21 protein-coding genes are annotated in these 19722 nt (G+C 41.6%); 5 read left to right on the top strand and 16 right to left on the bottom strand.

Annotated elements, in window-relative coordinates; translation table 11 throughout:
• Positions 1-136: 136 nt before the first annotated feature.
• Together AC3Z9T_RS19580 and AC3Z9T_RS19575 are read left to right on the top strand one after the other, a co-directional pair.
• On the top strand, positions 137-325 hold the full coding sequence (locus AC3Z9T_RS19580) for a type II toxin-antitoxin system HicA family toxin (RefSeq protein ID WP_070929546.1): 189 nt from the start codon (positions 137-139) through the stop codon (positions 323-325).
• A gap of 67 nt (positions 326-392) precedes the next feature.
• Positions 393-800: a type II toxin-antitoxin system HicB family antitoxin gene (locus AC3Z9T_RS19575; RefSeq protein ID WP_490127761.1), complete on the top strand. Its 408-nt coding sequence runs from the start codon at positions 393-395 to the stop codon at positions 798-800.
• A gap of 189 nt (positions 801-989) precedes the next feature.
• Here AC3Z9T_RS19575 and AC3Z9T_RS19570 read toward each other — a convergent pair whose 3' ends face one another.
• The gene (locus AC3Z9T_RS19570; RefSeq protein WP_490127760.1) at positions 990-1577 is read right to left on the bottom strand and encodes an RBBP9/YdeN family alpha/beta hydrolase; all 588 of its coding nucleotides are present in this window, start codon (positions 1575-1577) and stop codon (positions 990-992) included.
• 205 nt (positions 1578-1782) lie between these two features.
• Between AC3Z9T_RS19570 and AC3Z9T_RS19565 the strand changes: the two genes are divergently transcribed.
• Entirely contained in the window at positions 1783-2595 is an 813-nt protein-coding gene (locus AC3Z9T_RS19565) for a hypothetical protein (protein WP_490127759.1), read from the top strand.
• Between the two features lie 704 nt (positions 2596-3299).
• Positions 3300-3662: a helix-turn-helix domain-containing protein gene (locus AC3Z9T_RS19560; protein WP_490127758.1), complete on the top strand. Its 363-nt coding sequence runs from the start codon at positions 3300-3302 to the stop codon at positions 3660-3662.
• Between the two features lie 138 nt (positions 3663-3800).
• On the opposite strand, the gene AC3Z9T_RS19555 is transcribed toward AC3Z9T_RS19560, so the two are convergent.
• From AC3Z9T_RS19555 to AC3Z9T_RS19495, 13 genes are all read right to left on the bottom strand, one after another.
• Positions 3801-4934, bottom strand: a complete 1134-nt coding sequence (locus tag AC3Z9T_RS19555; RefSeq protein WP_490127757.1) for a hypothetical protein — start codon at positions 4932-4934, stop codon at positions 3801-3803.
• Positions 4935-5109: 175 nt separating this feature from the next.
• A complete protein-coding gene (locus AC3Z9T_RS19550) occupies positions 5110-5652 on the bottom strand; it encodes a fimbrial protein (protein WP_369514796.1) in 543 nt (180 codons plus the stop codon).
• Positions 5653-5667: 15 nt separating this feature from the next.
• A complete protein-coding gene (locus AC3Z9T_RS19545) occupies positions 5668-6219 on the bottom strand; it encodes a fimbrial protein (protein WP_490127756.1) in 552 nt (183 codons plus the stop codon).
• The gene (locus tag AC3Z9T_RS19540; RefSeq protein WP_490127755.1) at positions 6216-6728 is read right to left on the bottom strand and encodes a fimbrial protein; all 513 of its coding nucleotides are present in this window, start codon (positions 6726-6728) and stop codon (positions 6216-6218) included. The genes AC3Z9T_RS19545 and AC3Z9T_RS19540 overlap by 4 nt, the downstream gene beginning before the upstream one ends.
• Positions 6728-7246, bottom strand: coding sequence for a fimbrial protein (locus AC3Z9T_RS19535; protein ID WP_490127754.1), 519 nt, complete (start codon positions 7244-7246; stop codon positions 6728-6730). Before AC3Z9T_RS19535 ends, AC3Z9T_RS19540 begins: the two co-directional genes overlap by 1 nt.
• Before the next feature lie 14 nt (positions 7247-7260).
• Positions 7261-7881: a fimbrial protein gene (locus AC3Z9T_RS19530; protein ID WP_490127753.1), complete on the bottom strand. Its 621-nt coding sequence runs from the start codon at positions 7879-7881 to the stop codon at positions 7261-7263.
• Between the two features lie 36 nt (positions 7882-7917).
• Positions 7918-8679 carry a fimbria/pilus periplasmic chaperone gene (locus AC3Z9T_RS19525; RefSeq protein ID WP_140181176.1) on the bottom strand — a complete coding sequence of 254 codons (762 nt, stop codon included), beginning with the start codon at positions 8677-8679 and terminating at the stop codon, positions 7918-7920.
• An 86-nt stretch (positions 8680-8765) separates the two neighbouring features.
• Entirely contained in the window at positions 8766-11285 is a 2520-nt protein-coding gene (locus tag AC3Z9T_RS19520) for an outer membrane usher protein (protein WP_490127752.1), read from the bottom strand.
• A 55-nt stretch (positions 11286-11340) separates the two neighbouring features.
• Positions 11341-11877, bottom strand: coding sequence for a fimbrial protein (locus AC3Z9T_RS19515; protein ID WP_369514802.1), 537 nt, complete (start codon positions 11875-11877; stop codon positions 11341-11343).
• Positions 11878-11913: 36 nt separating this feature from the next.
• The gene (locus tag AC3Z9T_RS19510) at positions 11914-12432 is read right to left on the bottom strand and encodes a fimbrial protein (RefSeq protein ID WP_272580561.1); all 519 of its coding nucleotides are present in this window, start codon (positions 12430-12432) and stop codon (positions 11914-11916) included.
• Between the two features lie 154 nt (positions 12433-12586).
• Positions 12587-12949, bottom strand: coding sequence for a helix-turn-helix domain-containing protein (locus AC3Z9T_RS19505; RefSeq protein WP_490127751.1), 363 nt, complete (start codon positions 12947-12949; stop codon positions 12587-12589).
• Positions 12950-13769: 820 nt separating this feature from the next.
• Positions 13770-14960, bottom strand: coding sequence for a mannonate dehydratase (gene uxuA, locus AC3Z9T_RS19500; RefSeq protein ID WP_490127750.1), 1191 nt, complete (start codon positions 14958-14960; stop codon positions 13770-13772).
• Between the two features lie 45 nt (positions 14961-15005).
• Positions 15006-16316 carry an MFS transporter gene (locus AC3Z9T_RS19495; protein WP_490127749.1) on the bottom strand — a complete coding sequence of 437 codons (1311 nt, stop codon included), beginning with the start codon at positions 16314-16316 and terminating at the stop codon, positions 15006-15008.
• A gap of 231 nt (positions 16317-16547) precedes the next feature.
• Between AC3Z9T_RS19495 and AC3Z9T_RS19490 the strand changes: the two genes are divergently transcribed.
• A complete protein-coding gene (locus tag AC3Z9T_RS19490) occupies positions 16548-17264 on the top strand; it encodes a FadR/GntR family transcriptional regulator (RefSeq protein WP_490127748.1) in 717 nt (238 codons plus the stop codon).
• A gap of 40 nt (positions 17265-17304) precedes the next feature.
• Here the strand turns inward: AC3Z9T_RS19490 and uhpT are convergent, their stop codons facing one another.
• Both uhpT and AC3Z9T_RS19480 read right to left on the bottom strand, forming a co-directional pair.
• Positions 17305-18705 (bottom strand): hexose-6-phosphate:phosphate antiporter UhpT, encoded by a 1401-nt coding sequence (gene uhpT / locus AC3Z9T_RS19485; protein ID WP_490127747.1) that lies wholly within the window; start codon positions 18703-18705, stop codon positions 17305-17307.
• Positions 18706-18812: 107 nt separating this feature from the next.
• On the bottom strand, positions 18813-19607 hold the full coding sequence (locus AC3Z9T_RS19480) for an inositol monophosphatase family protein (RefSeq protein ID WP_490127746.1): 795 nt from the start codon (positions 19605-19607) through the stop codon (positions 18813-18815).
• Positions 19608-19722 lie beyond the last annotated feature (115 nt).

The raw sequence follows: 19722 nt of genomic DNA, 5'->3' as shown, positions 1-19722 counted from the left end.
CAAGGTAACCTGACATCGCTTGATTAAGGGGTTTCTATGTCCGCCAACAAAACATAATATGGGTATAGAACCCACCAATATCTTGAACTCCAGACAGAAAGTGGGTATTATACCCACATCAACGAATGGAGGATTGATGAGCAGTGCAGAGTTAATCAAGAAACTGATCGCTGATGGGTGGGTTAAAGCTAGGCAGACAGGTAGTCATATAACTTTAACCAAAGAGGGATTTGATAAAATAATCACTGTTCCTCATCCAAGAAAGGATTCTTCAAAAGGAGTCATCCGGCAAGCACAGCAAATTTCAGGATTGAAATTGCTATAACACAAGGAGCGGGCCATACCGCTCCTTTCTCTGCATACTCATCAACACAAGTAGAGGCTAGAGAAAGATGATATATCCACTCTTTATATTTAAAACAGAAGATGGTTTTGATGGTTACTTCCCTGATATTGAAGGGTGTTTCTTTGCGGGAAATAGCATTGAAGAAGCAATTAAGGATGCTGAATCTGCTTTCGCACAACACATGGAAATATTAACCGAAAATGGTAGCCATGTACCCGCACCACGCGACCCTGCGGTTTATATCAGTGATGTAAGGTTAAAAGAAGATGATGGAATACTTGGGCTTGTTGAAATAGACCCAGCAAAATACGAGTCAAAAGCCATTAAATTCAATCTAACAATGCCAAATAATTTATTAACAGCGATTGATAAATACATTGCTCAAAGCGGACATTATAAAAATCGTTCTGCATTTTTGGCTGAACTAGCAAGAAAAGAAATAGCTAATCACTAAGCAAGAGGGCAGGAAACTGCCCTGTGTATTACAATACATGTGCTTTGATTCTGAATAGCATTAACATAAATTACTCTTCTTTCACATATTCACCATTTAAATTTGTTCATGATTCATGAACAACAACACACCGTGAACAAAAAGTAAGTAAACCAACATAAATTTTCAGAGATGCCGACTCAGAAATCACTACAACTCTGTTATTGATAAAGCATTTAATACTTTTAATATCAATGGAAATTCACTAAACCCTTCTCGGTCTAAAAAATGCCCTGCATTTTCTACTGTAATAACCTCTGTTTCTAACAAATTCGCTAATGTTCTAGAGGATTGTGGCGAAACGATCGCATCGTTACTCGAAATAATCGAAACACGGTTATCCGACAATGATTTTAAATTAGCATAATCAAAGATGAAATCGGTGTGTGCCTTCAGCTCAGGTAATGTCTCTTGTTCTTCGGTAAAGCCAGAAATCAGCAGGTAACCACCGATTTGTTGCTGCTGGCTAGCCAGATAACGCAATAGCGTGGCACAACCAAGGCTATGACCGATCACAATCGTGTTTTTGTCTAATTCAATTTGTGCATCTAGCAGATGTTGCTGCCAGCGCTGTGGGTCAGGTGATAACGAGTCTGGCATAGCAGGTACCTGCACCTCGACACCTTGCTGCTCAAGCTTCGCTTTTAACCAAGGGAACCAATTTTTTTCAGGCGATGCTGTATAACCATGAACAATAATCACTTTTTTATTGCTTAAGTCTTTAGATTGAAAAATCATTGTTTCCTTCCTTTTATCAGTGCCGGCAAATATAACTGATTAAAATAACATTGAGAGATCCTTTAAACTACTCATGAAATGACAATCATTGATACTGAGAATTTTTCACCTCAATACCGAGAGGCATTTTGGTCATTATCTCATTATTATTATTCAGCAGACCGCTATAATTCGCTAAAAATCAACATAAATGGATATTTCCCCTGTGCAAAATAATCTTCAACTTTCAGATAAAGTTTTAAACGCCTTCCCACAGCGAGCGCTGAAATTAACCCCATTATCCGGCGACGGTGGCATGGTTCGTTCACTATTTTTAATTGCGGTAATGGTGTTATTGACCGCATTCTGTGCTTATCAGCTACCAAACATCGCTTATGATTATAAAATTGGCCAAAATGCCGTTCCTGTTGATGCAGATGTCGATGGCTCCTGCAAAACCAGCCTGCTGGTGATCACCAACTGTAGCGTTGATTTACGTTATAAAAGAAATGTCGTCTCCCATGATTTCACTTTCTTAGGGTTAAATGGTGGAAATATCGCCGTCATGCCATTAATGGATGCCACAGATAATTCAAAGCTTACTGTCGATGTTGCTGTCGATAGCGTGATGATCCGCTTTATGACTACCATTGTATTAATTGGCTTATTTGTTTTTTGTATCTTCTTTTTTATTCGTGCCCAAATACGCATCAGCAAAATGAGAAAAGAGTTATTGTCAGTAGGCAACCAACCTTTAAAATTAATCGCCATCCCTGCCAAGGTCATTAATGCCAATCGACAAATTATTGCCACTTATAAGCGTGAATTGACTGGCAAACAGATATCGACTGGCTATTCAGGTAAGAAGAAGAGTGCGCCTATCGTCTTAGAAGCCAATGGCACAACGTATGTACTCGCCGTCACTAGTGCACAGCAAAATATTCCTTATGTGCTTGATTTTCCGATGCAGCGTATTCAAGCCACCCCTGAAGAAGTGCAGCGTTTTCATGATGCATTACAAGAAGAAGGGATCATTTAGTTTTTATTAAATAGATTGGGCTAAGCAGCCCAATCTACTGAAATTATTTCTAGCCCAATTTTTATCTATGAGTACACATAATATTTAATACATCTTGAGCAAACACCAAAAGACAATCTCAATGGCTAAATACACTAATATTCAGGTTGTTTCATGATGAAGTGATTTTTTATATCACATATAGCAGCGATGAATTTTTAACATACTGACATTATAGATTAAACACTTATAATAAATATTTAATCTCATAGCTATTACTTAGCTTGCTTATAACTTAATTGAATAAATAAGTTTAATTACATTATAAGAAATAACTACATTATCGAGAATGATTATCAACATCATAACACTATGTTTTTATTTGATTTATAATTTTTTTATTTTTACTTTCCATTTTATGGGCAATTTATTTAATTTCTTATATCACTTATTTTTTAAAATAATTATCTTTTTTATGCAAAAATTAAGCTTTTTAAACCAAACAAAATGTACAAACTAGATAGTCTCCAAATGATTATGTTTTATGCATTGTTTTACAAGGATTTTATATATTACAACACAACACCCAAAAGACTTATAAAGATCGTCGAGAAATGTCACTATATTGTGTTTAATTATATTACGGTGATAATATCTGAAATGAATAATTTCTAATATATGTTTTAATTTTACCTTATGACTTTCTTACATTAAGGGAAAACACAATGAAAAATAAAAACATTTATCAAACTAAAACATTAATAAAAATTATCATTGGAACCCAGTTAATGGAGCTAAGGCGCTCCAGGGGAATAACTGGATTAGAGTTAGCAAATAAACTCGGCATATCTCAGCAACAAGTTTCTCGATACGAGAGAGGGGTCAGCCATATTGATACCGATATGCTATTTTTTATATTAATACAATTAAATGTTTCACTATTTGATTTTTTTTCTAATGTCTTTGAAGAATTGAAAGAAAAGGATCCTTCTTTCTACTTAAAACATAATTTTATACATAGCTCTTTAGATATAAGCAGTTTACATCAATATTCTTTATTTTCCTCTAAAGAAGAAATTTTTTATTAAAAACCTGCTATTAATATATTAATAAATAGCATTGCTTATTAAAGAAATGAAGTAATTTAATAAATTCTTAAATGCCTATCTCTAATTTGATGCCTCCCTTCTACATGCAAACTCAGGAAGGGAGGCAGATAATTATATTTAATTATATTCTGCGGTCACTACCATCGGTAAATTGTACGTCCCACTGACTGTTTCTCCTGAAAGTACAGCATTAACGCGTGTGGTATCAGTTACCCCCCCTGGTACGGAGAAGGTATAACTCGAGGATCCACTGCCAGGAAATGTCACTGATAGTGCTCCCCCAGCAAAAGTGTAGGGCCCCGTTTTCCCTGAAGTATCAGTGATCTTCAAGGTAACCGATGCGGTATCAGAACACACAGATGAAAAGTATTCTTGTCTCTGTTCTTGTGTAGTACCAGCAGAAACTTGGCCAAAATCAATATCGGGCATATCGAATTCACAAGTTATCAACGGAACCTCTGGATCAACTGGCTCTACGATAGTAGGAACGTCGAGGCTCCAGCTAAGACCGATACCTCCTCCTGCAACTTGGCAATCATACGTTACAACCGTTCCTTGATTAGCACCCTGCGCCCAAAGAGAGGGAGTCGACATCGCTGCTACTCCTTGAGCAGGATATGGTGATTTGTCAGTATTAGAGCTTACGCGCACTGCCCCTTGAGAGCGCCAATCCCAGTTCGTGTTATTCGGTATAGACCATGTATACAACGTTACATTACCCCCAACCAACTCAATCGGTATATCAGCGGTGAGAGAGTTTGTTGCTGGATCAAATTCGGGAGGTGTAATTCGGTACCTTGACTTAATTGCGTTTTCATAACCTCTTGCATTTCTCGACGGTGCAGCATTGGTTGGTGATGCCCCCGTGTATAACACGTGAGAAGAGATCACAAGGTCTACATATTGCGAACTAGCAGCACAAATGTTGAAAGGCAAGACACCACGAGGGACAATTGCAGAGCCCGTGGTTTGTACATTAACAGAATATACAGAGGAGAGGGCATAATTGGTTCCTATAACACCCGAGGCGACATCATTTCGGACCAATTGAGTTCCGATTAGATTCGTATTGAAGATAATCGCTCCCGAACCAGAGATAGTACCTCCACTCACTGCTGGTGATGCATTATCACCGGAGGCAATTGTAGTGCCTTGAAATGAGACTGCTGCAACAGCAGGGGTAAGAGCAGTGGCATATATACCCATTAGGCTATAGATCCCAAGGATCCGAAAGGACCGTAGATAGCTCATTGTGTATTCCTTCTAATCGTATCGTTTGACCACTCGTGTGGTATTAACACTTTCGGCACAGTGATGTGGTTCACACCGATGAACTAGGTTTCCCTTGTTTTGCAAGCTCATAATTGGATTAGCACTAGGCTTCTGAGCTGTGTATTGGATAGATAAACCACCACTTCGCCTGATATTATTCATAACTCATGCTGTACGTCAGTACCGCCGAAAAATCTCCGGCCTCCAAGCTCTTATTCGCTAACGCATTTTGTTGGCCCTGCACATACGCCTTCATTCGAATGACCATGTCTCCATCACGGAGCGGCACCTTGTACACTGTTCCATCATTAATCGGAATAGGACGACCATCCAAATATTCCAACCCAATGCCTGCACCTTTTGCGGTACTACCGGATGAAAAGCTCAATAACCCTTCATTGTCCATCGGTCCCGTAAACGTCGCCGTAATCGCATTTCCCAACGACGTATCACAATCTTCCAAATAAAACTCAATCGTTTTTCCGGCGGTGCGGGTAAAACGGTATAAGGATTTGGTCGGAATAGTGCCCATGTCCACGTACAAATTGTTCATCCCCGGTACGATGGTGCAGGGCAGAGCGATTAACGTACCGCTATATTCAATGCCTACACTGCTGTCAGCTTGCGCAGCCAATGGCATGAAGAGCATTCCGCCTAGTAAGCCCAATAAGGCACCATTACACACTGTTCTTTTCATGGTTTATCTCCTCGCCTAGGGATACTGTATTTCCATTGAGGCCATAGCGCTAAACGCCCCTTCCAGCAGCACGGTATCGGGATCAGGATCTTTTACTGGTACAGCCATAAAAGAAAGACTCTTCTGGCCATTACTGGACATCGTGACCGGCAAACCACTACCCGCTTCCGGTGGAAAAACCGGTGGCATTACCGTTCCATTATGAGAAAGTAAAATACCTAACCCGCGACGGTCAGTTTGTAAGGCTTGAGTGTTAAATGATGCTGCATCCACACCGATATACTTCAATACCAAAGCCACGTTATTGCCTAAATTCGAACCACATGTAACCGTCAAACTAAACGGCTCCGCATAGTTCACCCCATCAATCCGTGTAATCCCCACCTCGCCAAAATCGATCTGTATCGGGTCATTGTCCCCGTACACATCGCACGGCGGGTTACTGATTAAGGTCCCACTAAAACTGGCATCCGCACTGGCAAAAGATGACACCCCCACCAACATAGCGGCGATAACGACGTGTTGTAATTGTCGAGCACACACCATTCCTTCTCGCCACCTCATCATTGGTACTCCACTGTCAGACTGGCTGTTGCGTAAAAGTACCCGTCATCATTATCGCTCAGTGAACTACTTCCTTCAGGTGCCACTGTAATCGTTGGCTCATAGCCATATGAAAATGAATAATCATCATTCAATTCATATATACGTCCATCAACATAGAACTGCAGGCCTAAATTCGCTTTCGACGTCCTTAGCAAATATCCATCCCAAGACGTCGGTGTACCGCTAATCTTTAAATTCATTGCGTCGGAGGTATTCGCATTCTCACAATCAATGGTATACGGCACATCGCGAGAATATTGCGATCCCTCTTGCCCTTGCACATCTCGAATGAGGACATCGCCAAAATCCACCTCGATCGGATCATTGTCATTCACCACACACGGTGAATTGCCAATCAAAGTGCCACTGAAAGTCGCTTGTACCGCCAGTGCGCTTAATGGTGCCACAAGCAGTGTTATCATCACCCCAGCGCGCACACAAAGCTGAGCACGTAATTGTTTTTTTTCCATTATTCATACTCCACATTAAACGTTGCTGAGGCAAAAAAGTCCCCACTATCGACACCGATAGGGCTACTCAAAATAGGAACCACGCTAAGATCAGGAAGATCACCATACGTAAACGGCACCCAATCATTCACGGCGAAAATCTCCCCGTCTGACTTAAAACGCAAGCCCAGTGCAGACTCAGAGGTTTTCAGTAAACCGCTGTTAAAATTTGCTCCCGTACCACTGAACTGCAGCTTTAAACCTTGGTTATTCGCGGCCCCCGCACACTGCAACGTGTAGTAAATGGGCATCTCATAATTCACACCGTCGATGGTATTAATCTGCATATCGCCAAATTCCACCGTAATCGGCTCATTGTTGTTGACCTGACACGTGCTTTGGACAACAGATACTTTGACATTAAAATTGACACTGTCTGACCCCGCCTGACTTTGTAAGCTCCACATTAATGCGCCACTCATTAGCCATGGCATTAACTTGGTCAACCCCTGCCGAGAAGGGAATGGAATGACGTTCATCTCTGTAAACTCCCTTACTCGTACAACATTTCAAAAGCAATCAAGGCGGAGTAAGCACCCGGCTCCAATAATCCAACTCTTACTGGTGTGACGTAATACGTCAGTTGGCTCTGCCCAGACGGTAATAATTGCGGGTCACTTTCTTGCCCCATCGGTAATAAAGCACCACCCGGTGTTGTCACGGCTAACCCTAATCCTTGAACCCCATTCACTTTCACAAAATCGCTATAAAATGGCACTGTCGGTGCCACGAAACGGATTTTGACCGCAGGTTGTGTTGAACTCCACGCCGTCATGCCGCTTTGCACATTTGTCAAACGTGTCGCCATTTCGATACAGTCTTCCAGTTCAATTTGGAATGGAATGGGTGTACCTTTACCGTTGTGTTGCAGTTCTGCTGTTTCAATATTTCCAAGGTCAACCGATTGGTATGCCGATGTCATCGCTAAGCGACATGGACTTTCCGTGAGTGAGCCTGATACATACAACACGCCATTCGCGCCATCCACATTCCAGTTATCAACAGGACGGTAAAGGCGACTATTATTGTCTGCTGCCATCGCATTCACACTACACGCCAAGGCGCTACCCAATAATACGCGCTGTCCATAACGCCACATTTTGCTTGTTTTCATCGCTCTTTCCTCCTGTCGTCACTCTGAGTATCCGCCTTACGGATTTTGGGATTGGCTATCAGCTACTACGTGGCATTCATTACCTTGACATTGGAATGTCAGTGCAGGACGACCACCGTAATCATTGATATACGTTAAGACAGGCTTTGCACCTAATGCGCTGGCTTTCATCCCTAATGACATTTCACCAAATGGAGCAACCATCACTGGCGCAAACTCTTTTCCTTTTTCACCTGCCGAAGATGCATTAGCGGCAGCATTGATGATCGTCACGTAATATGGCGTCGGATTTTTCACTGTCATTTGTTCACCCACCTTTTGTAAGGTAAGTTTTTCCTGCCACGGCGTACCATTTTTATCCGCTTTGATAGCTTTAGGCCGATAGAACAGCTTCACGCGAGTTTGCAACGCAATTTGTAACGTATTGGGCTTATCGCTTTTTGGTGGAATTTCACGTAAGTTAAAATAGAACAAACTTTCTCTATCTTGTGGTAATGCATTGATAGCCGGTAATGCCTCAATTTTCACTTGACTGGATTTCCCAGGTTCAATACGTTGAACGGGTGGCAGCACCACCAATGGAGAGGTGATTTTTTTACCCTCTGCATCATCAATCCAGCCTTGGGCAAGATAAGGCAATTGCTTATTGTTATTCGAAATATTCAATGAGATAGACTTTTGGCCACCGTCAAAAATGACGCGGGTACGGTCTAGTGATACTGCGGCCTGTGCCACTTGGCTGAGTAACATCCCACCCAATAAACACATCATGGCATAATGTTGTTGATTCTTTTTCATACTGTTATAAACCTTATTTCTTCTTAGACTGTTTATGCTGTGAGCCAGTCAGGAGTAAGCCGTACGGCTAGTAAGTTCCAATGAATTTATTGAGCCACTGGTGTACACTGCAGTAATAAAGCGTCATCCAAGCTACCCAACGTATCGGGGAGTTGAATTTGGCAGGTGCTGTTTTCTCCCCATTGCACTGTCATGATTTCATTGGCATTAATCCCGCTGATATAAGCGCTGCCAGCATCACCGACAAGACCTGTACTCTGCCCTTTTGCATTAAGAATTTGCGCGCCGAAAGGTGGATAACTTCCATCCGCTAATCGCAATACCGTCATGGCTTTTTGGCCTGCGACAACAGAGAATTTACGATAACCCACCGCACCTTCTGTCAGGGTGGCTTGCACTACGGATTGTTGTGCGTCTACGTTGTCTGGTAAGGTGTTTAAATCAATTTGAGCTTTACTTCGGTAATAACTACTCACATCACCCACAATCGCTTTACCAAACGCATTCGATTCCACAGGTGCCCCAAATCCTTTTATTGGCACACCTGATACACCTTCTGTATCTACCAACATACGTGTCCCACCCAGCGTGCTCATACGATGGAAGCCAGCACCTTCCGCTGTCACTGTCAATCCGCCACTCGCTGAAAGCCCATACGCACTGTATTGATTATGTTGATAACTAGCATTGGCCGTTAAACGAGCAATATCACCTTGGTGGGTAATAAAGGCCGATCCAGAAGCCCCTTTGCTACTACTACCTGCTCCGAGCTGGTATGTTGTACGCGTGTTAATACGGTCGTGATAGGTGACACGATTCGTCGTATCGTAACGATTATTGTTCATTGAATAGCCAACATTAGCCCCGTTGCTTAATGGGAACGATGTCGATAAAAAGACGCTGTCATCTTTGACGCCGTTATACATGTTGCGATTTGCTGAGATATTCACACTGACATTTTTAATTGAACCAATATCAAAATATTTCGAAACCGACACACTGTAATAATCATTATCTGGGCGATCCCAATACGTTTGATGGTTATAATTCAGGAATACTGACATACCCATATCACGGAAATTTTTACTCAGTGAGATCGTGTATAGCTCTTTGTTACCGCCATATCGTTCCCCACTTTTTAGTGCCTGCAAAAATTCAGACATGCTCATGAAGTCACGTTCAGAAAAACGGTAACCTGCAAATTGAATTTGACTATCAATCGCATCAAAACGCTTGGCATAGCTTAATCTGTATGACCCACCGCTCAGCGTGCTCTGGCCCGGCAGCTTAGAAAAGGCTTGCGTGATATCAAATGACAAGGCACCAAACGCCATCAAATCACGCCCAATACCGAGTGATACCGCATTGTAATTTTTGCTATTAAGACTTCCCCCGAAGAGTGACCATCCATTATTCACCCCCCACGAAAACTCTCCTGTGACAAAGCTATCGCCTTCACTGTGGCGTTGATAGTTTGTCGGCTGCCCCAAGGCAAGTTTGTATTGAATTTGCCCAGGGCGCGTCAAATAAGGTAAGTTCGCCGTATCAACCTGAAATTCTTGCACTGTTCCATCTTGTTCTTCGACTTTAACATCTAGCTTCCCGCTGACTGCATCATTGAGATTCTGGATACGAAACGGCCCCGGAGCGACTTGTTCGGTATACAATACCCGCCCTTGCTGGCTGATCGTTACAGTCGCGTTTGATTGTGCAATTCCCGTAATTTCAGGCGCGTACCCTCGCAAATTAGGTGGAAGCATATTCAAATCTGAACGTACACTCGCCCCAATAAACCGGAAGGAATCAAACATGTTTGATACCAAATAGTCTTCTCCAATCACCAACTTGGCAGCCAAATTGGGCAGTGCACGATAGGCGTAAAAACGACTCCAATCGAAATCCTTATTGACGGCATCGCCAGATCCCGTCGCATGATTTAAACGTCCTTGCCAATCCGCGCGAAAACGCCATGCTCCCAAGTTAATTCCTGTCACACCATTACCGTTAAGAGCATAACTGTTGTGCCCTCCCGTATAAGAACGGTTGGCATTACCATTGACGTTGTAATCCAAAATCAACGCTGAAATACCTTCATCCCACCGAGAAGGTGGATCCCAGTTAGGTGCTGTGTATTCCAAATACGCTTGCGGAATGCTGAGGTATAATGTTGACGTTGCGAGATCTCCGCGCACTTGCATACCTGGTAAACTAGCAATATCTAAGCATTGCCCATCGCGCCACCATGTCACTGCCTTTCGATGCGATGAAGTTAGCGCTATTTGCTCAACAATCTCAGGTGTCAAACAAGCCACACTTCCTTCAGGATCTCCTTCAGGAGGGTAAAAAGTAACTGGCATTTCCGGCAACGTATCGTCATTGATTTTTAATGACAGTAGATACGAGCCTGGCATGATGTAACCCGCACGTGAGAAGTGAGAAAGGTTGATATTTTCTTTGTCTTCAACATCCAAAACATCTGTGTTGAATTCGATACTGTCTGACGATGAGGTCGCCCATGCACCCGAGATCCCGCTCATGCTATAGGTGAGTGCAATAGACAAAGGCAACAACGCCAATCGAAAACGAAGTGCAGTGTGTAAAGACATAAAAAATATCCCTGGCAATTAATGACAATAATGAAAAAAGGAATGAAATTGCACTTTAGTAATAATCAACTTTAAAACGGATCGCGCTTTGGTAAGGACCTGCACGTAATTGCCGTTGGTCTGAAACCAAACGTAGCTGATAACTTAATCGCATTGTCGGCGGCACGATGGCTTGCTGAGGTAAAGCTTCTCCAGGGATCACTTGGCGTAAGTCAGCGTCACGCATGAGTAATCCAACACCTCTTGCGTCGCCAAAGACTTGGAAAAGGCCGTTATCTGCAGGCCCATCAAATGTCATACTCAAAGCCTGCCACACTTGTGAAGGATCACTGGCTTTGGTTAAGTCACAGTTCACTAAATAAATATCAACATCACGAACAGGGCCTTCTCCCGTTTGGCGGATCACCCCAACCGGTAATACCCCCATGTCGATAATTTGTTCGCGAGAATCCATGGCAATACTGCATGCCGCATCGGTAATTTCACCGTTAAGGGTGACAGTACCTTCTCCATTAGATGCCGCTTGTGCGGTAGAAAAGGCAACACAGCCGGAAAGAAAAAACGCACTGCTTTTTAACCATCTCAATATCACTGTGCTACCCTCGATTTACCGTTAAAATAATAAGAATTAGTTGTATGACATGGTGAAGTTAGTCAGCGCTGTGAATGCACCTGGGACGATAGTCGTTGTGTCACCTTTTAGATAAGCAGAGAACAACAATGAGTTATCACCATTTTGTAATGCGACAGAACCTGCTGACGCAGAACCGTCTAACTTAACAGGAACCGCATCCAGACCCGTGATCACAACACCAGCACCTGATGCAGTACCTTGAATTGCTAAAGAGTTCGCTAAGTTCGGGTTCACACCACCGGTGAATGTCACTTCAGCGGTATCCCAAGTGGTCGTATCACAATCAACCAGTTCAATCGTGAAAGGCACAGGTCTAGACATACCGCCATCAGCCAAGGTCGCAGACGCAACTTGTCCGAGGTTAACAGTTTGGTCAGTTGACTCTGGAGAAATACCACAAGCCGCTTCAATGATAGAGCCTTCAAATGTAACAGTACCTTGGCCAGCATCTGCTGCTAAAACTGATGCACTCATTGCGCTAGAAACTAAAGTTGCTAAAATAATTTTTTTCATATAAACCTTCTGATTAATAAATTAATGTGTTGATAAAAAGAAAAGCGCACAAACTCATTAATAACAAAACTTTTGTTATTAATTAGAGAGCAAGACTCTTTCAATTCTATTTTTAATACATTTCTATTATTTAAATAAATAATGGAAATAACATTTAGCCAAAATAATGACCTGGATAAGAAGTAAAATAGGGTATTTGGTTTCCTTTTTCTAATGACTCAAAAAAAGGAGAGAATTCCAAATATACACCTGGATTTTTTTCTTTTAAATTCAAAGAAACATCCAAAAAAAATGCTGTTAGTGAAGTACCTAACAATTGTAAAGTATAGAGTAATGTATCAGTGTCTATACGACAGATACCCCGTTCATATCGGGATATTTGTTGTTGAGACACCCCTAATTTCTCAGCTAAAACTTTCCCTGTTAAATTACGAGACTTTCGTAACTTCTGAAGTTCTTCTCCTATTGAAATAGCTAATGCTAATTTTACATCCTCTATTTTTTTAGCTTTTTTCACTTGATAATTCCTTTATGACAATGGATATCAATAATGAAAAACTCCTGGTACAGCGCTAAATAATAAAAGCACAAATACAGAATTACATATTGAAATAAACATACCTTGCGTTGAGAAAAAGATTAGCATACTGAGAATAAAAAAAACAACCAACGCGAGTCATTACAAATAGTGAATATATTGCATTCATGTCAAATTATTACATATGACGCAATTAAAAATCACTTAATAATCAAAACAATAAATAACAACCAATACTAACCCAAAAAAATAAAACCAGCGTTTAAAACTAAAAACAAACAAAAATTGAAACAAAAAACAAAATTTTAATCTAAAATAAAATCTTTTTAAAACACATTAACAAATAAACACCAAATGTGAGTAAACCTTTGCTAAGTTATAAAAAAACAACTTAAATACAGCAAACTATCCATTAAAATAAAACAACAAAAAAGAGTAATTATAGACCGTTCTTTATCTCCTATATTAATTACTTCGTTTTATCCATATATCCCCAGTTAAAAAAAATAAAAACTCAATCTTTTCAACTAGTCATTTAATGTCATAAATTTGAAAATTAGCATCTAGGATCTACTAACAATCCTCATACAATCCAAAAAAGAATAGGTAATGTTAAAAGTAAATTATTAATATAGAAATGAAGTTAGAACATGGTGATTTATAAAAGAGGGACTAGAGAACGATAAAAATATGTAGGCTAAAACTAAATTTAAAGGCTTGACTCCTATAGTATATGGAATCAAGCCTTACAGCTATTTAACTACATGCACCTTAATAATCTTATTAGTACTGGCAGCAACTATTTTAAATCAGGAAAAAACACGCGTTTAATTGCCAGTTCGACGCCGCGCACTTCAGCCAGACCTTTCAAACGCCCAATCGCAGAGTAACCTGGGTTGGTTTTCTTTTTCAGGTCATCCAACATTTGATGTCCATGATCCGGACGCATTGGAATACGGCGCATATTGCCTGCTTTTTGGCGTCTGTCTTCTTCCGTTAAAATCGCTTTTACCACCGCAAACATATCCACATCACCGCCTAAATGCGCCGCTTCATGGAAGGTTTTTGGGTTGTCTTCACGGCAAGTTGAACGCAAGTGAGTAAAATGAATACGATCGCCAAACTGCTCAATCATTTTCACTAAATCGTTATCGCCTCTTACGCCATAAGAACCCGTGCACATGGTGAAACCATTGTGAATACTGTCTACCGTTTCTTTCAGCCACTGCATATCTTCAATGGTGGAAACAATCCGTGGTAAGCCCAAAATTGGACGCGGAGGATCATCTGGGTGGATCGCCATTTTCACGCCAACCTCCTCAGCTACAGGGATAATCGCATTCAAGAAATAGGCCATATTGTCACGTAATTTAGCCTTATCAATGCCTGCGTAGGTTTTCAAATGTTGTTTGAATTGTTCGAGGGTATAACCTTCTTCTGCGCCCGGTAAACCTGCAATAATGTTACCGACTAATTTGTCGATGTCCGCTTGGCTCATCGCTTCATAGTAAGCTTTGGCTTGAGCAATTTCTTCTGCACTATAATCTTGTTCAGCGTTTTCGCGCTGTAATAAATGCAGCTCAAATGCAGCGAAAGCGATTTGGTCAAAACGCAGTGCTTTTGAGCCATCGGCTAATTCATATTCCAAATCGGTACGTGTCCAATCCAGCACTGGCATAAAATTGTAGCAAACAGTATCAATACCACATGCGGCAAGGTTGCGAATCGATTGTTGGTAATTTGCGATGTGCTGATCGTAGTCACCGCTGTGCGTTTTGATCTCTTCGTGAACAGGGATGCTTTCCACGACTGACCAAACCAGTCCTTTTGCTTCCACTTCGGCTTTGCGTTTTTGAATTTCTTCAATGCTCCACACTTGCCCATTCGGGATATGGTGTAAAGCGGTCACAATACCGGTTGCGCCTGCTTGGCGAATATCACTCAGAGAAACGGGGTCATTCGGACCATACCAACGCCATGTTTGTTCCATATTGCTCACCTCAAAAAATAGGGGCACAACGAGGTGCCCTGAAAGTTATTGTGTTACGGTTTCTTCAATCGGTGATTTCACGATGAAGAAGTAAGCCAATGCACCTGCGAAAGTCACCATCGAGCAGACAATCAGCGCCCAATTAAAGGAGCCAGTGGTGTCTAATACCCAACCAGTGACAATCGGTGCGAATGAAGCAAAAATGAAGCTACCAAAGTTTTGAATACTACTGACTGAAGCAACCATTTTGCTTGGTGTCACTACTTGCACCAGACCCCAACAAGAGGTGCCCGCAAAGTGAACAAAGAATAGCGCTAAGCTGATAAAGGCTACCGCCATTGCTGTAGAGGTTGCTTGCACCACCAACAAGGTACAAGCCGCTGAACACACTAGCCCTAAGCAGATCAGGATCTTACGACTATTCATTAGCGAGTAACCTTTTTTCGCCAATCGGTCAGCCACCATGCCATTGACTAACATGCCCATTGAGCCAAATAGGAATGGGATCGCCGCCACCCAACCGGTGTTGGCTAAGCTCAAACCTCGTTCTGCCTGTAAATAGCCCGGCAGCCATGCGAGGTATAACCAACCTGTATAGTTCACACCACTGAAGCCTAAAATCATGCCCCATACGGTACGTTTTTTGAATAAAGCGCCCCATTCTTTCAAAGTCACTTTTTGTTTTGGCTTCTCTTCACGGCCTGAATTTAGGTATTTTAAATCGTCTTCAGACAGCTTTAATGATTCACGGTTGCGGTAGTAAGCGTACCAGCAGATACCAATTAAGATCCCCGCCACACCAATGATGATAAACATCATTCGCCAGCCGAAAGCCAACATCAATGCGACTAAGATTGGCGGCGCAAAGGCTTGACCGATAGTTGTCGATGAGTTGAAGATCCCCATTGGGATACCGCGCTCTTTAGCGCTAAACCAATCATTGACCACTTTTACGCCACTTGGCATAAAAGGGGCTTCACCGACCCCAAGGCCGATCCGTAATGCAATAAATTGCCAGAAGTTTTGGATTAAACCTGCCATGCCTTGCATGGTTGACCAAAAAATTAAACCCGCCCCCAGAACGATACGTGGACCAAATCTATCGAGCAGTAAACCGGAAGGTAGCTGTGAAATGCCGTAAGACAGTGAAAATGCGGATAACAAAAAGCCAAACTGAGTTGCTGATAGCCCTAAATCAGCACGAATAGCTTCGTTAGCCACCGAAAGAGAACCGCGGTCGAGAAAGTTAATGATCCCTGCTAAGAACAATAACAGCAGAGAAATACGTTGAATTTTCTTGATCCTGGCGGTTTTTCTAATATTTTCGGGTGTTATGTCAGATATAGAGCTCTGCATAGAGACATCCTCAATCAATGAATTATAATTGTCATGTTGCCTGAATGACCGATGGCTTGAATGTCAGGTGGTCAGGCCAATATTATAATTAATGAATTCAAAAAAAATTAACTTGATATCGCTCACAGATCTGTTTTTTTATGATCCGCATTAGCGGTAAACGTGGATTAAAGAGTATGATAACGGCGATATGGATGACCACATGTATTGAGAACGCACTGAGGAATTAACATGGCATTAGCCCCCCTAAAAGTTGAACGGTTGTACCGCCAGATCTCAAATTTAATTATTGAGTGTATTAAACGTGGCGATTTCAACGCAGGCGAACCGCTACCTTCTGAACGAGAGCTCGCCAAACAGATGGAGGTCAGCCGGTCATCCATTCGCGAAGCCTTTATTGCATTAGAAATGACAGGTTGGATTGAAATTCGTGTTGGAAATGGTGTTTATGTTGCAAATCCATTACCACAGATTGAATCTAAAAAAGAAATTTCTAACATAAATGTAGAAAAAGATGAAACTGAGTTTAGCCTACGTGATCTACTCAAAGCACGACAGTCCTTTGAAACCATGATCGCAGAATTAGCGGCTCGCAATGCCACAGACGAGCAGTGTGCTGAGCTGCAAGAGATCATGAAAGACTTAATCAAGCAAAAAGATAACGATGAGAACTTTTTGCGGGAAGATAAGCGCTTCCATTTGCTGATCAGCGAAATGACAGGAAATGAAGTGTTGCATAGCATGATGGAACATTTATGGGATATGCGCCAATCGACGCGTTTTATCCGAATGGAGTCACACTATGCCAATATCGATTTACCAAAAACCATGAATGAAGACCACCAACTGATCGTCAATGCGATTTTAGAACGAAATCCAAAACAAGCGGCGAGATGTATGCATGAACATTTACAGCATGTTTATGAGTGTTTCTTCAATATCGAATAAGGGTTTGTTTGGCTACCCCGCAGGGTAGCCAACAGATTAGTTAGTGACCATTTGCTCTATCGCGGCGAATTTTTCGCTCTTCATAGATAGCCACCACACCTAACATCACAATCCCCAATGCAGTTGCAGCAAACAATAAGTAAAACGTATCCGACCAACCGTGTAGCGTTAAACTGCCTACCGTGATGCCATCACCTTTTGGGTCAGCAATACGTGACACTAACACTTTTGCCATCCCATCACCGAACAGGTAACCGAAGAAACCGGGGATCGAGTTAACTACAGCAGTTGCACATTTAGGTGCAAAGCCAATAATTGAAATGCCAATCAAAATCACAGGGCCAAAAATAAAGAAACCTTCAAAAAACAGTGCGGTATAGATACCCCAGACACTAGTCATATTTTGGTAGGCAATCAGCGGGAAAATCACCGAAATCATACATAACATGCCGAGTAATGCACGACGACCACCCATTTTATCCGACACATAACCCCACGTGAGTGATCCTAAAAAGCCCCCTAGTTCAAGTGCGGTGATGGTGCCGATTGCAGACACATCATCCCAGCTCAGCGCCATTTTAACGTAAGCCACACTCCAGTTATCAACACCGATACGAATGGTGTAAACACACAAGTTGGCAAAACATAAAAACCAAACAGCAGGGTTTTTCAGCACATATTTAACAAAAATTTCTGATTTAGACATCGCTTCAGCAGCAGTATCATCTTTCGAAACGGGCTCATCAAAAATCTCTTCGGGGGTATTCCAACCTAATTCAGACGGATCATCTTTACCGAAGAACAGCCCAAAAGTTGCAATCACACCAGCAAATAAAATTGGGAAAATAAACATCCCAGCCACATTACCGTTAAACGCATACTCCATACCAAATAAAGCAATTGGCCCCGCTAAAATCGCGCCAATATTATGCGAAGCGTTCCACCATGAAATAAATCGACCACGATTTTTTCTGGGAGTCCAACGGTTAATCGTCGAGTTAGAGCATGGCCCACCCGGTGCTTGGAATAGACCGGTCAGCGCCCATAAGAAAATAAAAATACCGAGCGAATGGCCTGATGATAATAAAAACATGCCAATCGCAAATGAAGAGGCGCAAGATAACATCAGCAAGAAGCTGAGTATTTTCTTGGTGTTTTTACCATCGATATAATAAGAAAGTAATACCCGACCGAGACTATAGGTAATTGAAAACCCAAAACCCACCGTACCTAAATCACTTAAGGTAAAGTCAGTTTGTTCAATAATAAAAGGGGTTGCTGCTTTGAAGTTATAACGAAGAAAATAGATCCCTGTGTAAGCCAAACACATCACAAAGAATGGCTCCATAAATTTTCTTAGCCATAAATCACGCTGTACAGAGAGAGGAACTTTTCCTGCCGGTAACCGTTTAATATCAAAAAATGACAATTTAGAACTCATGCTGTGTGCCTTTATATTAATTTTTATTGTTTACTCACACAATTTCAAAATGCAGTAAAGCATATGGCCAGTTACCACAAACCTAGCCATTGCTGCTGCGATTCAAATTATGACGAGTATATGAAGGTATTGAGTTGCTGATAAATTTCAGGACTACTCGCTAAAACATAATTTCCGGTTAATAAGAAATCATCTTTAGCTTGATAGTCATTCATAACACCGCCTGCTTCTTTAATGAGCAATAAACCCGCAAGGCAGTCCCACGAATTAAGGTGTGGCTCGTAGTAACCAATCAGTTTACCTGCCGCGACATAAGCCAACATTAATGCGGCGGAGCCATTACGCACAAACATTCCCCTGGCGTGGAGCAGTTTGTCTAAGAATGGAATAATACGTTCAGGAGGCATGCGGGTTGAAATACCGACCCCCAGTAAACCTTGATTAAGCGAAGTCACTGGATTGATATGAATAGGCAGATCATTTAAATAAGCGCCATGTCCAACCATCGCATGGAATAATTCATCATGCACAGGATCATACACGACCGCAATTTGGCTATTTTGCTGCTCATCCAATAATGCAATCGAAATACACCATGAAGGCAAACCAAAAATAAAGGCGCTGGTGCCATCAATAGGGTCAACCACCCAAGTATATTGTGATGCGCCCTGTGTATAGCCACCCTCTTCGCCAAAAATAGCATCTTGCGGGTATTGTTGATTGATTTGATCACGAATAAATTGTTCGGTGTTTTTATCGGCAACCGTGACGAGATCTTGACCATCATCTTTTTTCTTTTCGACACTTAATTGGTTGCGTTTGTGGTAGTATGACACCGCTAATTTTCCAGCGTCTGTTGCCACCTGCTTAATAAAACTAAACCTATCCGAAATATTATTCATTTCAGCCTCCGAGGAATGAAATTAACATTTCGAAATATATATTTTTTGAACCGTATGTTTTGTGATCGGTTTCATGGGATGATAAATTAATGTAATTTTTATTTTATAAAATATA

Source organism: Providencia sp. 6390 (assembly GCF_058148425.1).
Note: the sequence above shows the minus strand (reverse complement) of the source record. Positions and strands in the feature narration are given on the sequence as shown.

What these genes read in the sequence shown, in the direction of transcription:
- AC3Z9T_RS19490 (WP_490127748.1), top strand. Translation starts at nt 16,548, where the DNA reads ATGGCATTAGCCCCCCTAAAAGTTGAACGGTTGTACCGCCAGATCTCA.
- uxuA (WP_490127750.1), bottom strand. Translation starts at nt 14,960, where the DNA reads ATGGAACAAACATGGCGTTGGTATGGTCCGAATGACCCCGTTTCTCTG.
- AC3Z9T_RS19495 (WP_490127749.1), bottom strand. Translation starts at nt 16,316, where the DNA reads ATGCAGAGCTCTATATCTGACATAACACCCGAAAATATTAGAAAAACC.
- AC3Z9T_RS19510 (WP_272580561.1), bottom strand. Translation starts at nt 12,432, where the DNA reads ATGAAAAAAATTATTTTAGCAACTTTAGTTTCTAGCGCAATGAGTGCA.
- AC3Z9T_RS19540 (WP_490127755.1), bottom strand. Translation starts at nt 6,728, where the DNA reads ATGGAAAAAAAACAATTACGTGCTCAGCTTTGTGTGCGCGCTGGGGTG.
- AC3Z9T_RS19570 (WP_490127760.1), bottom strand. Translation starts at nt 1,577, where the DNA reads ATGATTTTTCAATCTAAAGACTTAAGCAATAAAAAAGTGATTATTGTT.
- AC3Z9T_RS19580 (WP_070929546.1), top strand. Translation starts at nt 137, where the DNA reads ATGAGCAGTGCAGAGTTAATCAAGAAACTGATCGCTGATGGGTGGGTT.
- AC3Z9T_RS19520 (WP_490127752.1), bottom strand. Translation starts at nt 11,285, where the DNA reads ATGTCTTTACACACTGCACTTCGTTTTCGATTGGCGTTGTTGCCTTTG.
- uhpT (WP_490127747.1), bottom strand. Translation starts at nt 18,705, where the DNA reads ATGAGTTCTAAATTGTCATTTTTTGATATTAAACGGTTACCGGCAGGA.
- AC3Z9T_RS19535 (WP_490127754.1), bottom strand. Translation starts at nt 7,246, where the DNA reads ATGAACGTCATTCCATTCCCTTCTCGGCAGGGGTTGACCAAGTTAATG.
- AC3Z9T_RS19550 (WP_369514796.1), bottom strand. Translation starts at nt 5,652, where the DNA reads ATGAAAAGAACAGTGTGTAATGGTGCCTTATTGGGCTTACTAGGCGGA.
- AC3Z9T_RS19560 (WP_490127758.1), top strand. Translation starts at nt 3,300, where the DNA reads ATGAAAAATAAAAACATTTATCAAACTAAAACATTAATAAAAATTATC.
- AC3Z9T_RS19575 (WP_490127761.1), top strand. Translation starts at nt 393, where the DNA reads ATGATATATCCACTCTTTATATTTAAAACAGAAGATGGTTTTGATGGT.
- AC3Z9T_RS19555 (WP_490127757.1), bottom strand. Translation starts at nt 4,934, where the DNA reads ATGAGCTATCTACGGTCCTTTCGGATCCTTGGGATCTATAGCCTAATG.
- AC3Z9T_RS19545 (WP_490127756.1), bottom strand. Translation starts at nt 6,219, where the DNA reads ATGATGAGGTGGCGAGAAGGAATGGTGTGTGCTCGACAATTACAACAC.
- AC3Z9T_RS19525 (WP_140181176.1), bottom strand. Translation starts at nt 8,679, where the DNA reads ATGAAAAAGAATCAACAACATTATGCCATGATGTGTTTATTGGGTGGG.
- AC3Z9T_RS19480 (WP_490127746.1), bottom strand. Translation starts at nt 19,607, where the DNA reads ATGAATAATATTTCGGATAGGTTTAGTTTTATTAAGCAGGTGGCAACA.
- AC3Z9T_RS19530 (WP_490127753.1), bottom strand. Translation starts at nt 7,881, where the DNA reads ATGAAAACAAGCAAAATGTGGCGTTATGGACAGCGCGTATTATTGGGT.